Here is a 16,000-nt window from a genome sequence, read left to right as displayed (position 1 = left end):
CGGCAGGCCGCTCAGCCGTCGTAGAACAGCCGCTCCACCACCGCGCGGGCCCGCCGGGTGGTGCGCCGGTAGTCGTCCACCAGCTCGCCGCTGTGCCCGGCGCCGTAGCCGAGGTAGCGGGCCACCCCGGACAGCTCCCGCGCCTCCGCGGGGAAGCTGTCGCCCGGCCGGCCGCGCACCAGCATCACCGCGGAGCGCACCCGCGAGGCCAGCACCCAGGCCGCGTCGAGCACCGCCGCGTCCTCGCTCCCGACCAGTCCGGCCTCCACGGCCGCGGCCAGCGCCGCCCTGGTCCGGGTGGTGCGCAGGGCGGGCAGCTCGTGGCCGTGCTGGAGCTGGAGCAGCTGGACCGTCCACTCCACGTCCGCCAGACCGCCCCGGCCGATCTTGGTGTGCGTGGTCGGGTCGGCGCCGCGCGGCAGCCGCTCGGCCTCGATCCTGGCCTTGATCCGGCGGATCTCCACCACGTCCCGCTCGGGCACGCCCACCCCGGGGTAGCGCAGCGGGTCGATCAGCTGCCGGAACCGCTCCCCCAGCTCCGCGTCCCCGGCCACCGGCTCGGCGCGCAGCAGCGCCTGGCTCTCCCAGGCGTGCGACCAGCGCCGGTAGTACGCCGCGTACGAGGCGAGGGTGCGCACCAGCGGTCCGTTGCGGCCCTCGGGGCGCAGGTCGGCGTCGACCAGCAGCGGCGGTTCGGTGGACGGCGCGCCGAGCAGGGTGCGCAGCTCGTGGCAGACCGCCTGGGCGGCCCGGGCGGCGTCCTGGTCCAGCGAGCCCAGCAGCGGCTCGTGGACGAAGAGCACGTCCGCGTCGGAGCCGTAGCCGAGCTCGCGCCCGCCGAAGCGGCCCATCGCGATCACCGAGATCCGGGTCGGCAGCTCGCCGTTCCGGGCCTCCCAGCCGGCGATGCAGGCGCGCAGCGCGCCCTGGAGGGTCGCGGCGTTCAGCGCGGTGAGCGCCTCCCCCGCGGCGTCCAGCGCCTCGGCCGGGTCGTCGCCGAGCCGGCCGAGGACATCGGCGGCGGCCGTCCGGAACAGCTCCCTGCGGCGCACCGAGCGGGCCGCGGCGACGGCGGTGGCGGCGGTGTCGGCCCGGCCGACGGCGGCCAGTATCTCCTGCTCCAGGGCGGGTCGGCCGCGCGGTGTCAGGCCCTGCGGGTCGCCGAGCATGGCGACCGCCTCCGGGGCGCGCAACAGCAGGTCGGGGGCCAGCCGGCCGGCCGACAGGACGCGGGCCAGCTGTTCGGCGGCGGCGCTCTCGTCGCGCAGCAGCCGCAGGTACCAGGGGGTGCGGCCGAGCGCGTCGGAGACCTGGCGGAAGTTGAGCAGTCCGGCGTCCGGATCGGCGGAGTCGGCGAACCAGCCGAGCAGCACCGGCAGCAGGGTGCGCTGGATGGCCGCCTTGCGGCTGACGCCCGAGGCTAGCGCGGCGAGGTGGCGCAGCGCGGCGGCCGGGTCGGCGTAGCCGAGCGCCTCCAGCCGGGCCCGGGCGGCGTCCGGGGTGAGGCCGGCGGCGCCGGCCGGCAGCTCGGCGACGGCGTCCAGCAGCGGCCGGTAGAACAGCTTCTCGTGCAGTCGGCGGACCTCGACGGAGTGCCGCCGCCACTCGCGTTGGAGGGCGGCGACCGGGTCGGCGCGGGTGTCGTCATTGATCAGCGGCGCGAGCGAGCGGGCGAGCCGGCGCTGGTCGCCCTCGTCCTTGGGCATCAGGTGGGTGCGGCGCAGCCGGTGCAGCTGGATCCGGTGCTCCAGCGAGCGCAGGAAGCGGTAGGCGGTGTCCAGCGAGACGGCGTCGGCCCGGCCGACGTAGCCGCCGCCGGAGAGCGCGGCGAGCGCCTCCAGGGTGTTGCCGCTGCGCAGCGCCGGGTCGGTGCGGCCGTGCACCAGCTGGAGCAGCTGGACGGAGAACTCGACGTCGCGCAGGCCGCCCGGGCCCAGCTTGAGCTGGCGGTCCAGCTCGGTGGCCGGGATGGAGTCGATCACCCGGCGGCGCATCTGCTGCACGTCGGCGACGAAGTTCTCCCGCGCGGCGGCCTGCCAGACCATCGGGGCGAGCGCCTCCAGGTACGCGGCGCCGAGCTCGGCGTCCCCGGCGACCGGCCGGGCCTTGAGCAGGGCCTGGAACTCCCAGGTCTTGGCCCAGCGCTGGTAGTAGGCGAGGTGGCTGGCCAGGGTGCGGACCAGCGGGCCGTTGCGGCCCTCGGGGCGCAGGTTGGCGTCCACCGGCCAGATGGTGCCCTCGCCGGTGGTGTCGGAGCAGATCCGGGTGAGGGCGGCGGCGAGCCGGGTGGCCGCCTTGACGGCCTCGTGCTCGTCGACGCCCTCCTGCGGCTCGGCGACGAAGATGACGTCGACGTCGGAGACGTAGTTGAGCTCGCGCCCGCCGCACTTGCCCATGCCGATGACGGCGAGGCGGCAGGACCGGGCGGCCTCCGGATCCTGCTCGGCGGCGATGTCGAGGGCGGTCTCCAGGGTGGCGCCGGCCAGGTCGGCGAGCTCGGCGGCGGTCTGCGCGAGGTCGGTGGTGCCGGTGAGGTCGCGGGCGGCGATGGCCAGCAGGCAGCGGCGGTAGGAGACCCGCAGGGCGTCCGGCCGGTCGGGGACGGCATGGCCCCGGACGCCCTCGTCGAGCGCGCGCCGGAAGTCGTCCGGGCCGGGGTGCATGTCGCGCAGCTCGAAGGTGACCAGGGCGTGCCAGTCGTGCGGGTGCCGGGCCAGGTGGTCCGCGAGCGCGGTGGACGCGCCGAGCACGCCGAGCAGGCGGTCGCGCAGCGGCTTGGAGGTGGTGAGGGTGTCGCGCAGGGTGTGCCGGTCCTGCTCGTCGGCGGACTCCAGCAGACGGGCGAGACCGAGCAGGGCGAGGTCCGGGTCGGCGGTCGCGCCGAGCGCGTCCAGCAGCACGGGGTCGTCGGCCAGCCCCTCCAGACCGGGCCCGGCGAGCAGCCTGACGGCCTGCGCCGGGTCGGTGAACCCGCGCCGCACCAGCCTGATCTCCGGCCGGCTGACCCGGCTCCCGGCCCGCTGATCCTCCACCGACATCGCCCCTCCGGCTTCCGGCCTGCGCGGCCCGCGCGGCCCGCTCCCGACCGGTCCGAGCCGCCTCCAGCAGGGTACGCGGCCACGCTCCGCGCCGCGCGCCCCGGCGCCGACCACCCGCCGGGTCCGACGTGGCGCGTCCGGTGGCGTGTCCTGGGCCGGCCCCGGCTCGTTGGACCGGAGCCGACCCGTCCAGCCCCGTCCGACCCGTCCAGCCCCGTCCGACCCGTCCAGCCCCGCCTGCTCCCGGAGCGCCGATGCCCGCCCGACTGCCGTCGCTCACCGGGCTGCGGTTCTGGGCCGCGCTGCTGGTGGTGCTCTACCACCTCGCCCGCAAGGTGGGCGAGGTGCCGGTGCTGGGCCCGCTCGCCTGGTACGGCCGCTCCGGCGTGACGTTCTTCTTCGTGCTCTCCGGCTTCGTCCTGGCCTGGACGTACGACGGGGCGCCGACCGCCCTGCGGAGCTTCGCCCGCCGCCGGTTCGCCCGGATCTGGCCGCTGCACGTGCTGAGCACCGCGGTGTCGCTCGGCGCGGACGCCCTGATCGGCGCGGCGCTGCCGCTGGCGGCGGCGCTCTGGTCGCTGCCGCTGCTGCACCCGTGGGCGCGGGAGACGGTCTTCGGCGGCAACCCGGCCTCCTGGTCGCTGGGAGCGGAGGCCTGGTTCTACCTGCTCTTCCCGTTCCTGCTGCGCGCCTTGGCGCCGCGCCGCCGGTGCTGGCTGCCGCTGGCCCTGCTCTGTGCGGCGCTCGGCCCGGCGCTCTGGGCGGCGGGCGCGCTGCTGCCGGACGACCCGGCGGTGCGCGGCTGGCTGCTGGACTACCTGCCGCTGACCCGCACCCCCCAGTTCGTCCTCGGGGTGGTCACCGGGCTGGCCGTCCGGCACGGGCGGCTCCCCCGCGTCCCGCTCGCCGGCGCCGCGGCGGCCGTGGCCGGCTGGCACCTGCTGCTGGTGCCGTGGCACGCGGCCGCCCCGGACTCCGTCTGGTGGGGCCCCTACAGCGCGTCCCAGCTCCTGGCGGCACCGCTGTTCGCCGCGCTGCTGGCGGCCGCCGCACAGCGGGACGCCGCCGGGGCCGGGCCGCGGCTGCTGGCCGGCCCGGTGGCGGTACGGCTCGGCGAGTGGTCCTACGCCTGGTACCTGGTGCACGAGATCGGCATCCGCTGCTGGCTGGGCACCGCGGGCCGCCCTGCGCCCGGCGCGCCGCTGCTGGGCGTCTGGCTGCTGCTGGCCGCCGGGAGCCTGCTGGTGGCGGGCGGGCTGTACCGGTGGGTGGAGCGGCCGTGCGAGCGCGCCCTGCGCGGCCGCCCCGCACACACGGCGGCGCCGCTGCCGCACCCCGGCCTGCGGGTGCTGCGGCAGCGGCGCCGGGCGGTGAGGCCCGGTCAGCCCTCCAGCGAGCCGTCCAGGTTGACGTAGGCGTAGAAGACGCCCAGGTCGTAGCCGTCCTTGTCGGTGTCGAACCGGATGGAGATGTCGGTGTCACCGTTGCGCAGGTAGGGCGAGATGTCCCACCGGTTGGAGTCGTAGCCGAAGTTGTTGCGGTTGTACGGGTTGCGGGCGAACTGGTCGGCCGGGGTCAGCTCCTCGATGGTGGAGTTGAACGAGTCGTTGACCGCGTGGTTCACGTCCTGGAAGGGCGTCACCGGACCGTTGGTGGACTTCATGGCGAGGGTGTCGCCGGTCCACTTCAGGTCGCCGTCGTAGACCACGAAGCCGAGCTTGCCCGCGACCGGGCCGGTGTCCGGCGTCTTCAGCCCGGTGAGGTCGAATTCGCGCGGCGGGCTGTCCGGCAGCTCGACCTGGAAGCCGTCCCACACGTGGATGTGGCGCAGCGGCTTGCACGGGTTCTCGTACGCCACCACGATCGTCCAGCCGCCCCAGCTGTGCGGCTTCACCACGGAGTCCATGTTGGCCGCGGTGTAGGTGCCGTTGCCGTGCTGCTTGACCAGGTCGGTGATGTCGGCGGAGGCCTGGTAGCTGCTCTCCTCGCTGGTGGTGATGTAGCCGATGGAGGGCTGGTCGTTGGCGATGTTGCGGTACTGGCCCTCGCCGGGGAACTTCAGGTAGATCTCGTCGATCTGGCTCTCCGGCAGCACGGTGTCGCCGATGCCGCGGGTCCCGCCCCAGTACAGCCGGGCGTACTTGATCTCGGAGCCCTCCAGCAGGTTGAGGTCTGCCGAGCTGGCGGAGTAGATCGGGTCACCGAGCGGGCCGATGCTGCCCGGATCGATGTTGATGTACTTCATCTGGTAGTTGTTGTTGATCGGGCGGCTGCCCGCACCGGTCCGGGCGTCCACACACGCCGGCTGCGCCGGGTCGACCGGCGGCTGGGTCTCGTCACAGGTCATCAGCGAGTTGCTGATCCGGGTCACCGACCCGTGGAAGTCGCCCTGGAACCGCGTCGTGAACGGGATCGGGTTCGAGGCGATGGTGTCGGCGCGCAGTTGGGGCTGCTTGGGCCCGGAGCCGCGCGCGTCGGCGATGGGGCTGACCAGCAGCTGACCGGCGACGGCGGCGACGGCCGCCCCCGCGATCCCGATCCGGCGGGCGAGCAGCCGGGCGGCGACGGCGCGGCTGACGGTGGAGGAGGGCATGAGGTCCTCTCAGGTGGGGAGGGGTGGATCACGCTTATCGGATCACAACCCAACGTCACAATCCCCTCACATACCGCCATCGGTGAACGCGCCAACCCAAATGGAGGCCCGCCGTCATCCATTCGAATGACGGCGGGCCCTCCGGTACTTGACCGGACGTCAGCGTAGCCCCGCGGCTACAGCACCTGGAGGTTCTTCCGCAGCTCGAAGGGGGTGACCTCGGAGCGGTACTCCTCCCACTCCTGGCGCTTGTTGCGCAGGAAGAAGTCGAACACGTGCTCGCCGAGGGTCTCGGCGACCAGCTCGCTGCGCTGCATCAGGTCGATCGCCTCGCCGAGGTTCTGCGGCATCGGCTGGATGCCCATCGCCCGCCGCTCGGCGTCGGACAGCGCCCAGACGTCGTCGTCGGCGCCGGCCGGGAGCTCGTAGCCCTCCTCGATGCCCTTCAGGCCGGCGGCCAGGGTGACGGCGTAGGCGAGGTAGGGGTTGCAGCCGGTGTCCAGCGAGCGGACCTCGACCCGGGTGGAGCCCTGCTTGCCGGGCTTGTACATCGGGACGCGGATCAGCGCGGAGCGGTTGTTGTGGCCCCAGCAGATGTACGACGGCGCCTCGCCGCCGGCGCCCGCGGTGCGCTGCGAGCCGCCCCAGATCCGCTTGTAGGAGTTGACCCACTGGTTGGTGACGGCGGCCGTCTCGGCGGCGTGCCTGAGCAGGCCGGCGATGAAGGAGCGGCCCACCTTGGACAGCTGGTACTCGGCGCCGGACTCGTGGAAGGCGTTGCGGTCGCCCTCGAAGAGCGAGAGGTGGGTGTGCATCCCCGAGCCCGGGTGGTCGGAGAAGGGCTTGGGCATGAAGCTGGCGTGCACGCCCTGCTCCAGCGCGACCTCCTTCATGACCAGGCGGAACGTCATGATGTTGTCGGCGGTGGAGAGCGCGTCGGCGTACCGAAGGTCGATCTCCTGCTGCCCGGGGGCGCCCTCGTGGTGGGAGAACTCCACCGAGATGCCCATCGACTCCAGCATGGTGATCGCCTGGCGGCGGAAGTCGTGGCCCACCCCGCGCGGGGTGTGGTCGAAGTAGCCGGACTGGTCCGCGGGGATCGGCGCGGTGCCGTCGCCCGGCAGGTTCTTCAACAGGAAGAACTCGATCTCGGGGTGGGTGTAGAAGGTGAACCCGAGGGCGGAGGCCTTCTCCAGGGTCCGCTTGAGCACGAACCGGGGGTCGGCGAAGGACGGCGAGCCGTCCGGCATCAGGATGTCGCAGAACATCCTGGCCGTCCCCGGGGTCTCCGAGCGCCACGGCAGGATCTGGAAGGTGGTCGGGTCCGGCTTGGCGATCATGTCCGACTCGTAGACCCGGGCGAATCCCTCGATCGCCGACCCGTCGAAGCCGATGCCCTCCTCGAAGGCCTGCTCCAGCTCCGCCGGCGCCACCGCGACCGACTTCAGGAACCCGAGCACGTCGGTGAACCACAGTCGGACAAAACGGATGTCACGCTCTTCGAGCGTCCGAAGCACGAACTCCTGCTGCTTGCCCATGGGGACAGTCTCACCTCTGCTCTTTACGTTCGTGTTACGCCCGGAAACCACCCGAAAGCGACTGCCCCCATCATGGCGGATCACCGGCCCCGAGGGCAGTGGCGACCCCCGGGCCGAACGACATCGCGTCAGATCGACGATTACACTCGGGACATGCCCAATCTCCGTCTCGCCCTGAGCCAGACCGACCCCTGGGTCGGTGACATCGCACGCAACGGCGATGAGGTGGTGCGCTGGACCAGGCAGGCCTTCGAGGCCGGCGCCCAGCTGGTCGCGTTCCCCGAGATGGCCCTGACCGGGTACCCGGTCGAGGACCTCGCCCTGCGCGGGTCGTTCGTCGAGGCGTCCCGGTCCGCGCTGGCCGGGCTGGCGGAGCGGCTGGCCGAGGAGGGGCTGGGCGGGCTGCCGGTGGTGGTCGGCTACCTCGGGCGCTCCGAGCACGCCTCGCCGCGGTTCGGGCGGCCGGCCGGCTCGCCGCAGAACTGCGCGGCGGTGCTGTACGGGGGCGAGGTGGTCACCCGCTTCGCCAAGCACCACCTGCCCAACTACGGCGTGTTCGACGAGTACCGCTGGTTCGTCCCCGGCGACCAGCTGCCGGTGCTGCGGCTGCACGGGGTGGACGTCGCCCTGGCGATCTGCGAGGACATCTGGCAGGACGGCGGCCGGGTCACGGCCGCCCGTGAGGCCGGGGCCGGCCTGCTGCTGGTGGTCAACGGCTCGCCGTACGAGCGGAACAAGGACGACGCCCGGCTGGAGCTGGTCCGCCGCCGCGCCGCCGAGGCGGGCTGCCCGCTGGCCTACGTCAACATGGTGGGCGGCCAGGACGAGCTGGTCTTCGACGGCGACTCGATCGTGGTCGCCCCGGACGGCGCGGTGCTGGCCCGCTCCCCGCAGTTCGAGGAGCACCTGATGGTCCTCGACCTCGACCTGCCGGCCGCGAGCAGCGACCACACCGACGGCCTGCTGCTCGGCGACGGGCTGCACCTGGTCCGCACCGAGCTGGGCGGCGGGCCCCGGCCGGCGCCGGCCGAGCCGCTGACCGCCGAGGTGGCCCCCCGGATCTCGGACGAGGCGGAGATCTGGGCCGCGCTGGTCTCCGGCACCCGGGCGTACGTCACCAAGAACGGCTTCGCGTCCGTGCTGATCGGCCTCTCCGGCGGCATCGACTCGGCGCTGGTGGCGGCCATCGCGGTGGACGCGGTCGGCGCCGGCAACGTCCACTGCGTCTCGATGCCGAGCCGCTACTCCTCGCAGCACTCCAGGGACGACGCCGCCGAGCTGGCCCGCCGGACCGGGCTGCACTTCCGGACCGTGTCGATCGCCCCGATGTTCGACGCCTACCTGGCGGCCACCGAGCTGACCGGCCTGGCCGAGGAGAACCTGCAGTCCCGGCTGCGCGGCACGCTGCTGATGGCGATCTCCAACCAGGAGGGGCACCTGGTGCTCGCCCCTGGCAACAAGAGCGAGCTGGCGGTCGGCTACTCCACGCTGTACGGCGACTCGGTCGGCGCGTACGGGCCGATCAAGGACGTCTACAAGTCGCTGGTCTTCCGGCTCGCCCGCTGGCGGAACGAGGAGGCCGAGCGGCGCGGCGAGCAGCCGCCGATCCCGCAGAACACCATCGGCAAGCCGCCCTCCGCCGAGCTGCGGCCGGACCAGGTGGACACCGACTCGCTGCCGGACTACGACCTGCTGGACACCGTGCTCGACCTCTACGTCGAGGGCGACCAGGGCCGGGACGCCATCGTCGCGGCCGGTTTCGACCCGGCCGTGGTCGACCGGATCGTCCGGCTGGTCGACACCGCCGAGTACAAGCGCCGGCAGTACCCGCCGGGCCCGAAGATCTCGGTGAAGGGCTTCGGCCGGGACCGCCGGCTGCCGATCACCAACCGCTGGCGCCGCGGCTGACCCGCTGCCGCCCCCGGCACCCGGGGGCGGCCGCGGTCAGTACCGGTAGTCGGCGGCGATCGCGAGGTGGTCGCTGCCGTCCTGCCCCAGGGTGCGGGAGTCGGTGGGTTTGAGGCCGCCCTTGCTCATGATCTGGTCGATCCGGGCCATCGGGAAGGAGGCCGGCCAGCTGAAGCCGAAGCCGTCCCCCGCCGCGCCCTGGGCGGAGCGCATCTGCGAGGTGATCGGCGCCAGGCTGCGGTCGTTCATGGTGCCGTTGAGGTCGCCGAGCAGCAGGACCTTCTTCAGCGGCTCGGCCTCGATGGCGTCGCCGAGCGCCTGCGCGCTGGCGTCCCGCTGGTCGACGGTGAAGCCGCCCTCGGCCTTCAGCCGGACGGACGGCAGGTGTGCGACGTACACCGCCACCGGGCCCTGCGGGGTGGCGACCTGGGCGCGGAACGCCCTGGTCCAGCCCATCTTGATGTCCACCACGGACACCCCGCTGATCGGGTACTTCGACCAGAGGCCGACCGTGCCCTCCACCTCGTGGTAAGGGTAGGCGTCGGCCAGTCCGCTCTCGTAGCCGCGCAGCGGCTTGCCGGCCAGCTCCTGGAGGGCGACGATCTGGGCGCCGGAGTCCTTCAGCAGCTGCACCGTGCGCTGCGGGTCGGTGTTGGCGGCGGCGACGTTGTGGCTGACCACCGTCCAGTCGCCGGCGCCGCCGCCCTTGTCGCTGAGCAGCCCGCCGAACAGGTTGAACCAGACCAGGGTGGGCGCCAGCAGCGCGATCAGCGCGGTGGCGGAGCGCCGCAGCAGGGCGGGCAGCAGCAGGACCGGGACGGCCAGGCCCAGCCAGGGCAGGAAGGTCTCCAGCAGGCTGCCGAGGTTGCCGACGGAGTTCGGGACCTCGGAGTGGAGGACCAGCAGGGCCGTGGTGAGCAGGGCGAGCACGGCGAGGACCAGGCCGCGCCGCCAGGTGGTGCTGCCGCGGTCGTCCCGGCCCCAGTGCCGCAGGCCCAGGAAGCCGCGGCCCGGGCGGGATCCCCCGGAGGCGCTCCCGGCGGTGGCCGGCCCGCTGCCGCCCTCCGCCGGTACCGCCGCCCGGTCCGCCCTGTCCGCCTGTGCCATGCCGTGGCTCCCGTCGTTCGTGCCGCCTGCCGGTCCGATCCCGCGCCGCCCGGGTGGGCGGACGGCGTGCCGGACTGGTGCCGGTTTGATCGGATTCCCGGCTCAGCCTATGCCGGGACAGACGCGGGCTCCGGGGAGCGGGTTCCGGCGTGGCCGGGATTGGTGAGGCAGGCCACGCCGCAGGTCACAGTCCCGCTACAGGCCGCCTCCGGGGAGGTCCCGGACGGCCGGATGGGGAACCGGGCCGAGCCCCTGGAGCAGCGCGTCGACCATCCGGGCGGCCAGCCCGGGGTCGTCCAGGTCGGAGTCGTCCCACAGGATGCTGCGGGCCAGGATCGGCCCCATCAGCAGGTCGCCGAGCAGGTCCTCGTCGAGGTCGGCCCGCAGCTCGCCCTGGAGGATGCCGCGGCGGATCAGCTCGTAGGCCGCCTGCCGGCGCGGCATGATCACCCGGTCGCGGTAGGCGGTGCGCAGCTCGGGCCAGCTGTGCATCTGGCCGAGGGCGGCCTTGAGCACCCAGCGGGAGCGCTTGGTGAGGCCGCGGATCCGCATGTACTCGATCATGGCGACCAGGTCGTCCCGGACGGAGCCGCCGGTCGGCTCGGGCACCGGGGCCTCCAGCCGGCTGACCATGTCCACCAGCAGGGCCTCCTTGTTGGGCCAGCGCCGGTAGATGGTGGCCTTGCCGACGCCGGCGGCGGTGGCGATGCCCTCGATGGTCAGTTCGGCCAGGGCCGTACCGCCCGCCATCAGCTCCTCGACCGCGGCGAAGATCGCCTGCTCGGCCGCCTCGCTGCGGGGGCGGCCCCGGCGCGGGCCGGGATAGGCCGCAACGACCGTGGTGTCCGTCTTCATCCCCGCTCTCTCCTCCTGGGTGCGCGCGGGCGCGCGGTGCCGTCCTCATTCGATTGTCGTCCGTGGTCCCGGCCCGGTGGAAGCCCGGCACGGACGGCGGCCCCGCCCTCCCGGTACACCCGGGGAGGCGGGGCCCCCTATTCTCACCCGTCGCGGTCGCCGGTCAGGCTCCTGCGGCCTCCGGCTCGCGGGCCGGTCCGGACAGATCGGGCTGTTGCTGCTCGCCGGGCTTGGCTGCGCCGGGGGCGCCGGGCCCGCCGGCCGCGATCCGGCCGGGGAGCAGCAGCCAGGCCAGCAGGGCGCCGAACGCGGTGATGCCGGCGGACAGGCCCGCCACCACGTGCATGGCGTTGATGAACGACTCGTTGGCCGGGCCGACCAGGCCTGCGCCCTGCGGGCCGAGCCGCCCGGCGACGGCCAGGGTGGCCTCCAGGGACTCGCCGGCCTTCTCCCGCAGCGCCTCGGTCGGCAGCTGGGCCAGCTTGTCCGACATGCCGTCCCGGTAGACGGTGGAGAGCACAGCGCCGAGCACGGCGACCCCGAGCGAGCCGCCGACCTGGCGGAAGGTGTTGTTGATCGCCGATCCGGCGCCGGCCTTCTCCCGCGGGAGCGAGGCCATGATGGCGACGGTGACCGGCGGCATCACGTGCGCCATGCCGGTGCCCATCAGCAGGCCGAGCACGACCAGCACCCAGATCGGCGTGGTGGCGTTCAGCAGCAGGTAGCCGAGGAAGCCGAGCGCGATCAGCGCCATGCCGCCGGCGCAGGTGGCGCGGATGCCGAAGCGGTCGACCACCAGCCGGGCCCGGGGGGCGAACAGCAGCTGGGCGACGGCCAGCGGCAGCATCAGCACGCCGGCCTGCAGGGCGCTGTAGCCGCGCACGCTCTGGATGTAGAAGACGCCGAAGAAGGAGACGCCCATCAGCGCGAAGAAGACCACGCCGACGACGACCACGGAGGCGCTGAACACCTTGTTGCGGAACCAGGTGACGTCCAGCGCGGGGTGGGCGGTGCGGCGCTCGAACCAGACGAAGGCGACCAGTGCCAGCACGCCGACCAGCATCGGCACCCAGGCGCCGGCGGCGGTGAAGTCGGCGAGCTCGCCGCCCTTGATGATCCCGTAGATCAGCGCGACCAGGCCGATGATCGAGAGCAGCACGCCGATCGGGTCGAGCCGGCCCGGGTTGGGGTCCTTGGACTCGGGCACCAGCAGCACCATCATGACGACGGCGACGATCACGATCGGGACGTTGATCAGGAAGACCGAGCCCCACCAGAAGTGCTCGATCAGCAGGCCGCCGGTGATCGGGCCGATCGCGATGGCCAGGCCGACCGCGCCGGCCCAGATGCCGATCGCCTTGGGCTGCTCGGCGCGCTCGAAGACGTTCATGATGATGGCGAGCGTCGCGGGCATCGCGAGGGCGCCGCCGACGCCCATCAGGGCGCGGTAGCCGATGAGTTCGCCGGGTGAGGCGGCCAGCGCCGAGAGCAGCGAGGCGAGCCCGAAGACCACCATGCCGGCCAGCAGCGCGCGCTTGCGGCCGAAGCGGTCGCCGAGCAGGCCGGAGGTGAACAGCAGCCCGGCGAACACCAGGGTGTAGGAGTTGATCGACCATTCCAGGTCGCTCTGGCTGGCGCCGAGGCCGGTCGGCGCCGGGGACGCGATGGTCTTCATCGCGACGTTGAGGATCGAGTTGTCGAGCACGACGACGAGCAGGGCGAGCACCAGGGTGCCCAGGATCGCCCAGCGGCGGCGGTGGATGGCTTCCGGCACACGGGGTGGCGCGGCTGCGGTGGTCATTGGAATTCCCGTCCGTGGTGGCGTGGCACTGGCGGGTCTGCACACGCCGCCTTTTCGAGTCGACGGCGTCTCGTAACCCCCTGGAGCAGCGTAGCCCGATTTTCGATACGAGACGACTCCGTTTCATAAAGTTTGGGCAAAGGCCCGGCCCGGCCCGCGGTGTGCCACAGATCGCACCGGAGGGGATGCACCCCTCTTTGCGCCCGCGCGCAGGCGTGCAAGCATGGAGGTGATCCGGGGACGCCGCACGGCGCCACGAGACGACAACCCTTCAGGAGCCTGTTCGATGAACGCTTCTTCGCCTTCGCCTGCCCAGAACCAGGCGTCGACCGCCAGCCTCTACGGCGGGGTCACCAACCGCCGCGTCACCGTCCGCGACCTCGCCGCCGCCAAGCAGCGCGGCGAGAAGTGGTCGATGCTCACCGCCTACGACGCCCTGACCGCGGGCGTCTTCGACGAGGCCGGCACCCCGGTCCTGCTGGTCGGCGACTCCGCCGGCAACTGCCACCTCGGCTACGAGACCACCGTGCCGGTGACCATGGATCAGATGGTGATGCTCTCCGCCGCCGTCGTCCGCGGCACCAGGCGGGCGATGATCGTCGCCGACCTGCCGTTCGGGTCGTACCAGGAGTCGCCCGCCCAGGCCATGCACAACGCCGCCCGGCTGATGAAGGAGGCCGGGGTCGGCGCGGTCAAGCTGGAGGGCGGCGAGCGCAGCGCCCGCTCGATCGAGCTGCTGGTCGAGGCCGGCATCCCGGTGATGGCGCACATCGGCCTCACCCCGCAGTCCGTGCACGCCTTCGGCGGCTACCCCGTCCAGGGCCGCGGCGACGAGGCGGCGCACCAGCTGCTGCGCGACGCCAAGGCCGTCCAGCAGGCCGGCGCCTTCGCCGTCGTCCTGGAGGCCGTGCCCGCCGAGCTGGCCGCCCAGGTCACCGAGCAGCTGTCGGTCCCGACCGTCGGCATCGGCGCCGGGGTCGACTGCGACGCCCAGGTCCTGGTCTGGACGGACATGGCCGGCATGACCGCCGGCCGGGTGCCCAAGTTCGTCAAGCAGTACGCCAACCTGCGGGCCGTCCTCGGCGAGGCCGCCCGCGAGTTCGCCGCCGACGTCTCGGCCGGCACCTTCCCGGCGCCGGAGCACACCTTCCACTGACCGGTCGGCACGCCCGGGAGGGCCCCGCACCCGCCGGGTGCGGGGCCCTCCCCGCCTGCTGACAGCGCCGCGACAGTGTGATGACAGCGGGCTGTCACCGCCCGCCCGGGCCGGGGAGGCGGTGACAGCCCGCTGACAGCCGGGTCGGGCAGCCTGAGGGCATGACACGAATCGCCACCGCCCCGAACGACCGGGGACCCGCCGCTGGCAACGCCGTCGAGGTCCGCGGCATCGTCAAGCACTACGGCAGCACCAAGGCCCTCGACGGGGTCGACCTCACCGTCCGCGAGGGCACCGTCCTCGGCGTGCTCGGCCCCAACGGCGCCGGCAAGACCACGCTGGTCCGGATCCTGTCCACGCTGATCAAGCCCGACGCCGGCACCGCCTTCGTCGGCGGCTACGACGTCCTGCGCCAGCCCAAGCAGCTGCGCCGCACGATCGGCCTCACCGGCCAGTACGCCTCCGTCGACGAGATGCTCTCCGGCTACGAGAACCTCTACCTGATCGGCCGGCTCCTCGACCTCTCCCGCAAGGACGCCAAGGAGCGCGCCGCCGAGCTGCTGGAGCGCTTCTCGCTCACCGAGGCCGGCAAGCGCGTCGCCAAGACCTACTCCGGCGGCATGCGCCGCCGCCTCGACCTGGCCGCCAGCATGATCGGCCGCCCCCGGGTCCTCTACTTGGACGAGCCCACCACCGGCCTGGACCCGCGAACCCGCAACGAGGTCTGGGACGAGGTGCAGCGGATGGTCGCCGAGGGCTCCACCGTGCTGCTCACCACCCAGTACATGGAGGAGGCCGAGCAGCTCGCCCACGAGCTGACCGTGATCGACCGCGGCCGGGTCATCGCCTCCGGCGGGGTGGCCCAGCTCAAGGCCCAGGTCGGCGGCCGGACCCTGCAGGTCCGCCCGGCCGACGCGGCCGAGCTGCCCGAGATGGCCCGCTGCCTGCACGACACCGGCATCGGCGCCGCCACCTTCTCCGCCGACACCGGACTGCTCTCGGTGCCGATCACCGGCGACGAGCAGCTGACCGCCGTGGTCGGGGTGCTCGGCACCCGCGGCTTCGCGATCAGTGACATCGACACCCTGGTGCCCAGCCTCGACGAGGTCTTCCTCACCATCACCGGCAAGCCCGCGGCCGACGCGGTGCCCGCCCAGAGCCTCGCCAAGGAGCCCGTCGCATGACCACCGCCACGCTCAGCCCGGCCAAGGTGGAGGACTCCCGGATCGGGCTCTCCGGCCACCTGCGGCACGTCGGCGCACTGACCCGCCGCAACCTGATGCGGATCAAGGCCGACCCGGAGTCGATGTTCGACGCCGTCCTGATGCCGGTCATCTTCATCGTGCTGTTCGTCTACGTCTTCGGCGGCGCGATCTCCGGCGGCCAGGACGCCTACAAGCAGTACCTGATCCCCGGCCTGCTCGGACAGACCGGGATCACCCTGGCGATGGCCGTCGGCACCGGCCTCAACAGCGACTTCCAGACCGGGGTGATGGACCGGTTCCGGACCCTGCCGATCGGCCGCTCCTCGGTGCTGCTCTCCAAGATCGGCGCGGAGACCTGCCGGTCCCTGGTCTCCTTCACCATCCTGATCGGGTTCTCCCTGATCCTCGGCTTCGAGGTGAAGACCGGCCCGCTGGAGGTGCTGGCCGCGGTCGGGCTCGCGCTGCTGTTCGGCATGTCGATCGTCTGGATCTCGATGCTGCTCGGCATGGCGATGAAGAGCGCGCAGGCCGTCCAGGGGGTGTCCATGCTCGTCCTGATGCCGATGCAGTTCGGCAGCTCGATCTTCGCGCCGACCGGCACCATGCCCGGCTGGCTGCAGTCCTTCACCAAGGTCAACCCGCTCTCGGCACTCGCCGACGCCTGCCGCGCCCTGCTCAACGGCGAGGGCGCGGTGGCCCACCCGGTGCTGATCGTGCTGGGCTGGTCGGTGGGCATCACGGCGGTCTTCGCGCCGCTCGCGGTGGCCCGCTTCCGCAAGCGGACCTGACGGTCCGCACA

Annotated in this window: 11 protein-coding genes; 5 read left to right on the top strand and 6 right to left on the bottom strand. The window is 73.1% G+C overall.

All coding sequences use genetic code 11. The features are described 5' to 3' along the window. Positions 1-11 precede the first annotated feature (11 nt). Positions 12-3,038 carry a bifunctional [glutamine synthetase] adenylyltransferase/[glutamine synthetase]-adenylyl-L-tyrosine phosphorylase gene (locus tag ACGFZP_RS01715; RefSeq protein ID WP_392927512.1) on the bottom strand — a complete coding sequence of 1,009 codons (3,027 nt, stop codon included), beginning with the start codon at positions 3,036-3,038 and terminating at the stop codon, positions 12-14. 254 nt (positions 3,039-3,292) lie between these two features. On the opposite strand from ACGFZP_RS01715, the gene ACGFZP_RS01710 reads away from it, so the two are divergent. Next, positions 3,293-4,453, top strand: a complete 1,161-nt coding sequence (locus ACGFZP_RS01710) for an acyltransferase family protein (protein ID WP_392927510.1) — start codon at positions 3,293-3,295, stop codon at positions 4,451-4,453. On the opposite strand, the gene ACGFZP_RS01705 is transcribed toward ACGFZP_RS01710, so the two are convergent. Together ACGFZP_RS01705 and glnA are read right to left on the bottom strand one after the other, a co-directional pair. Beyond that, on the bottom strand, positions 4,420-5,631 hold the full coding sequence (locus ACGFZP_RS01705; RefSeq protein WP_392927508.1) for a hypothetical protein: 1,212 nt from the start codon (positions 5,629-5,631) through the stop codon (positions 4,420-4,422). The two genes, ACGFZP_RS01710 and ACGFZP_RS01705, sit on opposite strands and share 34 nt — an antisense overlap. A gap of 176 nt (positions 5,632-5,807) precedes the next feature. Next, the gene (gene glnA, locus ACGFZP_RS01700; RefSeq protein WP_392927507.1) at positions 5,808-7,169 is read right to left on the bottom strand and encodes a type I glutamate--ammonia ligase; all 1,362 of its coding nucleotides are present in this window, start codon (positions 7,167-7,169) and stop codon (positions 5,808-5,810) included. A 153-nt stretch (positions 7,170-7,322) separates the two neighbouring features. Here glnA and ACGFZP_RS01695 point away from each other — a divergent pair, with 153 nt between their 5' ends. After that, on the top strand, positions 7,323-9,077 hold the full coding sequence (locus ACGFZP_RS01695) for an NAD+ synthase (protein ID WP_392927505.1): 1,755 nt from the start codon (positions 7,323-7,325) through the stop codon (positions 9,075-9,077). Between the two features lie 36 nt (positions 9,078-9,113). On the opposite strand, the gene ACGFZP_RS01690 is transcribed toward ACGFZP_RS01695, so the two are convergent. The 3 genes from ACGFZP_RS01690 to ACGFZP_RS01680 all read right to left on the bottom strand — a co-directional run bounded on the left by ACGFZP_RS01690 (position 9,114) and on the right by ACGFZP_RS01680 (position 12,840). Then, the gene (locus ACGFZP_RS01690) at positions 9,114-10,184 is read right to left on the bottom strand and encodes an endonuclease/exonuclease/phosphatase family protein (protein WP_392927503.1); all 1,071 of its coding nucleotides are present in this window, start codon (positions 10,182-10,184) and stop codon (positions 9,114-9,116) included. Positions 10,185-10,379: 195 nt separating this feature from the next. Next, a complete protein-coding gene (locus ACGFZP_RS01685; RefSeq protein ID WP_392927501.1) occupies positions 10,380-11,039 on the bottom strand; it encodes a TetR/AcrR family transcriptional regulator in 660 nt (219 codons plus the stop codon). Between the two features lie 163 nt (positions 11,040-11,202). Further along, positions 11,203-12,840: an MFS transporter gene (locus tag ACGFZP_RS01680; RefSeq protein WP_392927498.1), complete on the bottom strand. Its 1,638-nt coding sequence runs from the start codon at positions 12,838-12,840 to the stop codon at positions 11,203-11,205. A gap of 286 nt (positions 12,841-13,126) precedes the next feature. Here ACGFZP_RS01680 and panB point away from each other — a divergent pair, with 286 nt between their 5' ends. The 3 genes from panB (at position 13,127) to ACGFZP_RS01665 (ending at position 15,989) form a co-directional block, all read left to right on the top strand. Next, complete coding sequence (gene panB / locus ACGFZP_RS01675; protein ID WP_392927495.1) at positions 13,127-13,996, top strand: 3-methyl-2-oxobutanoate hydroxymethyltransferase; 870 nt, start codon at positions 13,127-13,129, stop codon at positions 13,994-13,996. Positions 13,997-14,157: 161 nt separating this feature from the next. After that, positions 14,158-15,180, top strand: a complete 1,023-nt coding sequence (locus ACGFZP_RS01670; RefSeq protein ID WP_392927494.1) for an ATP-binding cassette domain-containing protein — start codon at positions 14,158-14,160, stop codon at positions 15,178-15,180. Next, a complete protein-coding gene (locus ACGFZP_RS01665; RefSeq protein ID WP_392927491.1) occupies positions 15,177-15,989 on the top strand; it encodes an ABC transporter permease in 813 nt (270 codons plus the stop codon). Before ACGFZP_RS01670 ends, ACGFZP_RS01665 begins: the two co-directional genes overlap by 4 nt. Positions 15,990-16,000 lie beyond the last annotated feature (11 nt).

The organism is Kitasatospora sp. NPDC048239, assembly GCF_043202015.1.
Taxonomy (GTDB): domain Bacteria; phylum Actinomycetota; class Actinomycetes; order Streptomycetales; family Streptomycetaceae; genus Kitasatospora.
Note: the sequence above shows the minus strand (reverse complement) of the source record. Positions and strands in the feature narration are given on the sequence as shown.

Excerpts from the sequence above, each read along its gene's own strand:
- ACGFZP_RS01715 (WP_392927512.1), bottom strand. The coding sequence starts at position 3,038 with ATGTCGGTGGAGGATCAGCGGGCCGGGAGCCGGGTCAGCCGGCCGGAG.
- ACGFZP_RS01710 (WP_392927510.1), top strand. The coding sequence starts at position 3,293 with ATGCCCGCCCGACTGCCGTCGCTCACCGGGCTGCGGTTCTGGGCCGCG.
- ACGFZP_RS01705 (WP_392927508.1), bottom strand. The coding sequence starts at position 5,631 with ATGCCCTCCTCCACCGTCAGCCGCGCCGTCGCCGCCCGGCTGCTCGCC.
- glnA (WP_392927507.1), bottom strand. The coding sequence starts at position 7,169 with ATGGGCAAGCAGCAGGAGTTCGTGCTTCGGACGCTCGAAGAGCGTGAC.
- ACGFZP_RS01695 (WP_392927505.1), top strand. The coding sequence starts at position 7,323 with ATGCCCAATCTCCGTCTCGCCCTGAGCCAGACCGACCCCTGGGTCGGT.
- ACGFZP_RS01690 (WP_392927503.1), bottom strand. The coding sequence starts at position 10,184 with ATGGCACAGGCGGACAGGGCGGACCGGGCGGCGGTACCGGCGGAGGGC.
- ACGFZP_RS01685 (WP_392927501.1), bottom strand. The coding sequence starts at position 11,039 with ATGAAGACGGACACCACGGTCGTTGCGGCCTATCCCGGCCCGCGCCGG.
- ACGFZP_RS01680 (WP_392927498.1), bottom strand. The coding sequence starts at position 12,840 with ATGACCACCGCAGCCGCGCCACCCCGTGTGCCGGAAGCCATCCACCGC.
- panB (WP_392927495.1), top strand. The coding sequence starts at position 13,127 with ATGAACGCTTCTTCGCCTTCGCCTGCCCAGAACCAGGCGTCGACCGCC.
- ACGFZP_RS01670 (WP_392927494.1), top strand. The coding sequence starts at position 14,158 with ATGACACGAATCGCCACCGCCCCGAACGACCGGGGACCCGCCGCTGGC.
- ACGFZP_RS01665 (WP_392927491.1), top strand. The coding sequence starts at position 15,177 with ATGACCACCGCCACGCTCAGCCCGGCCAAGGTGGAGGACTCCCGGATC.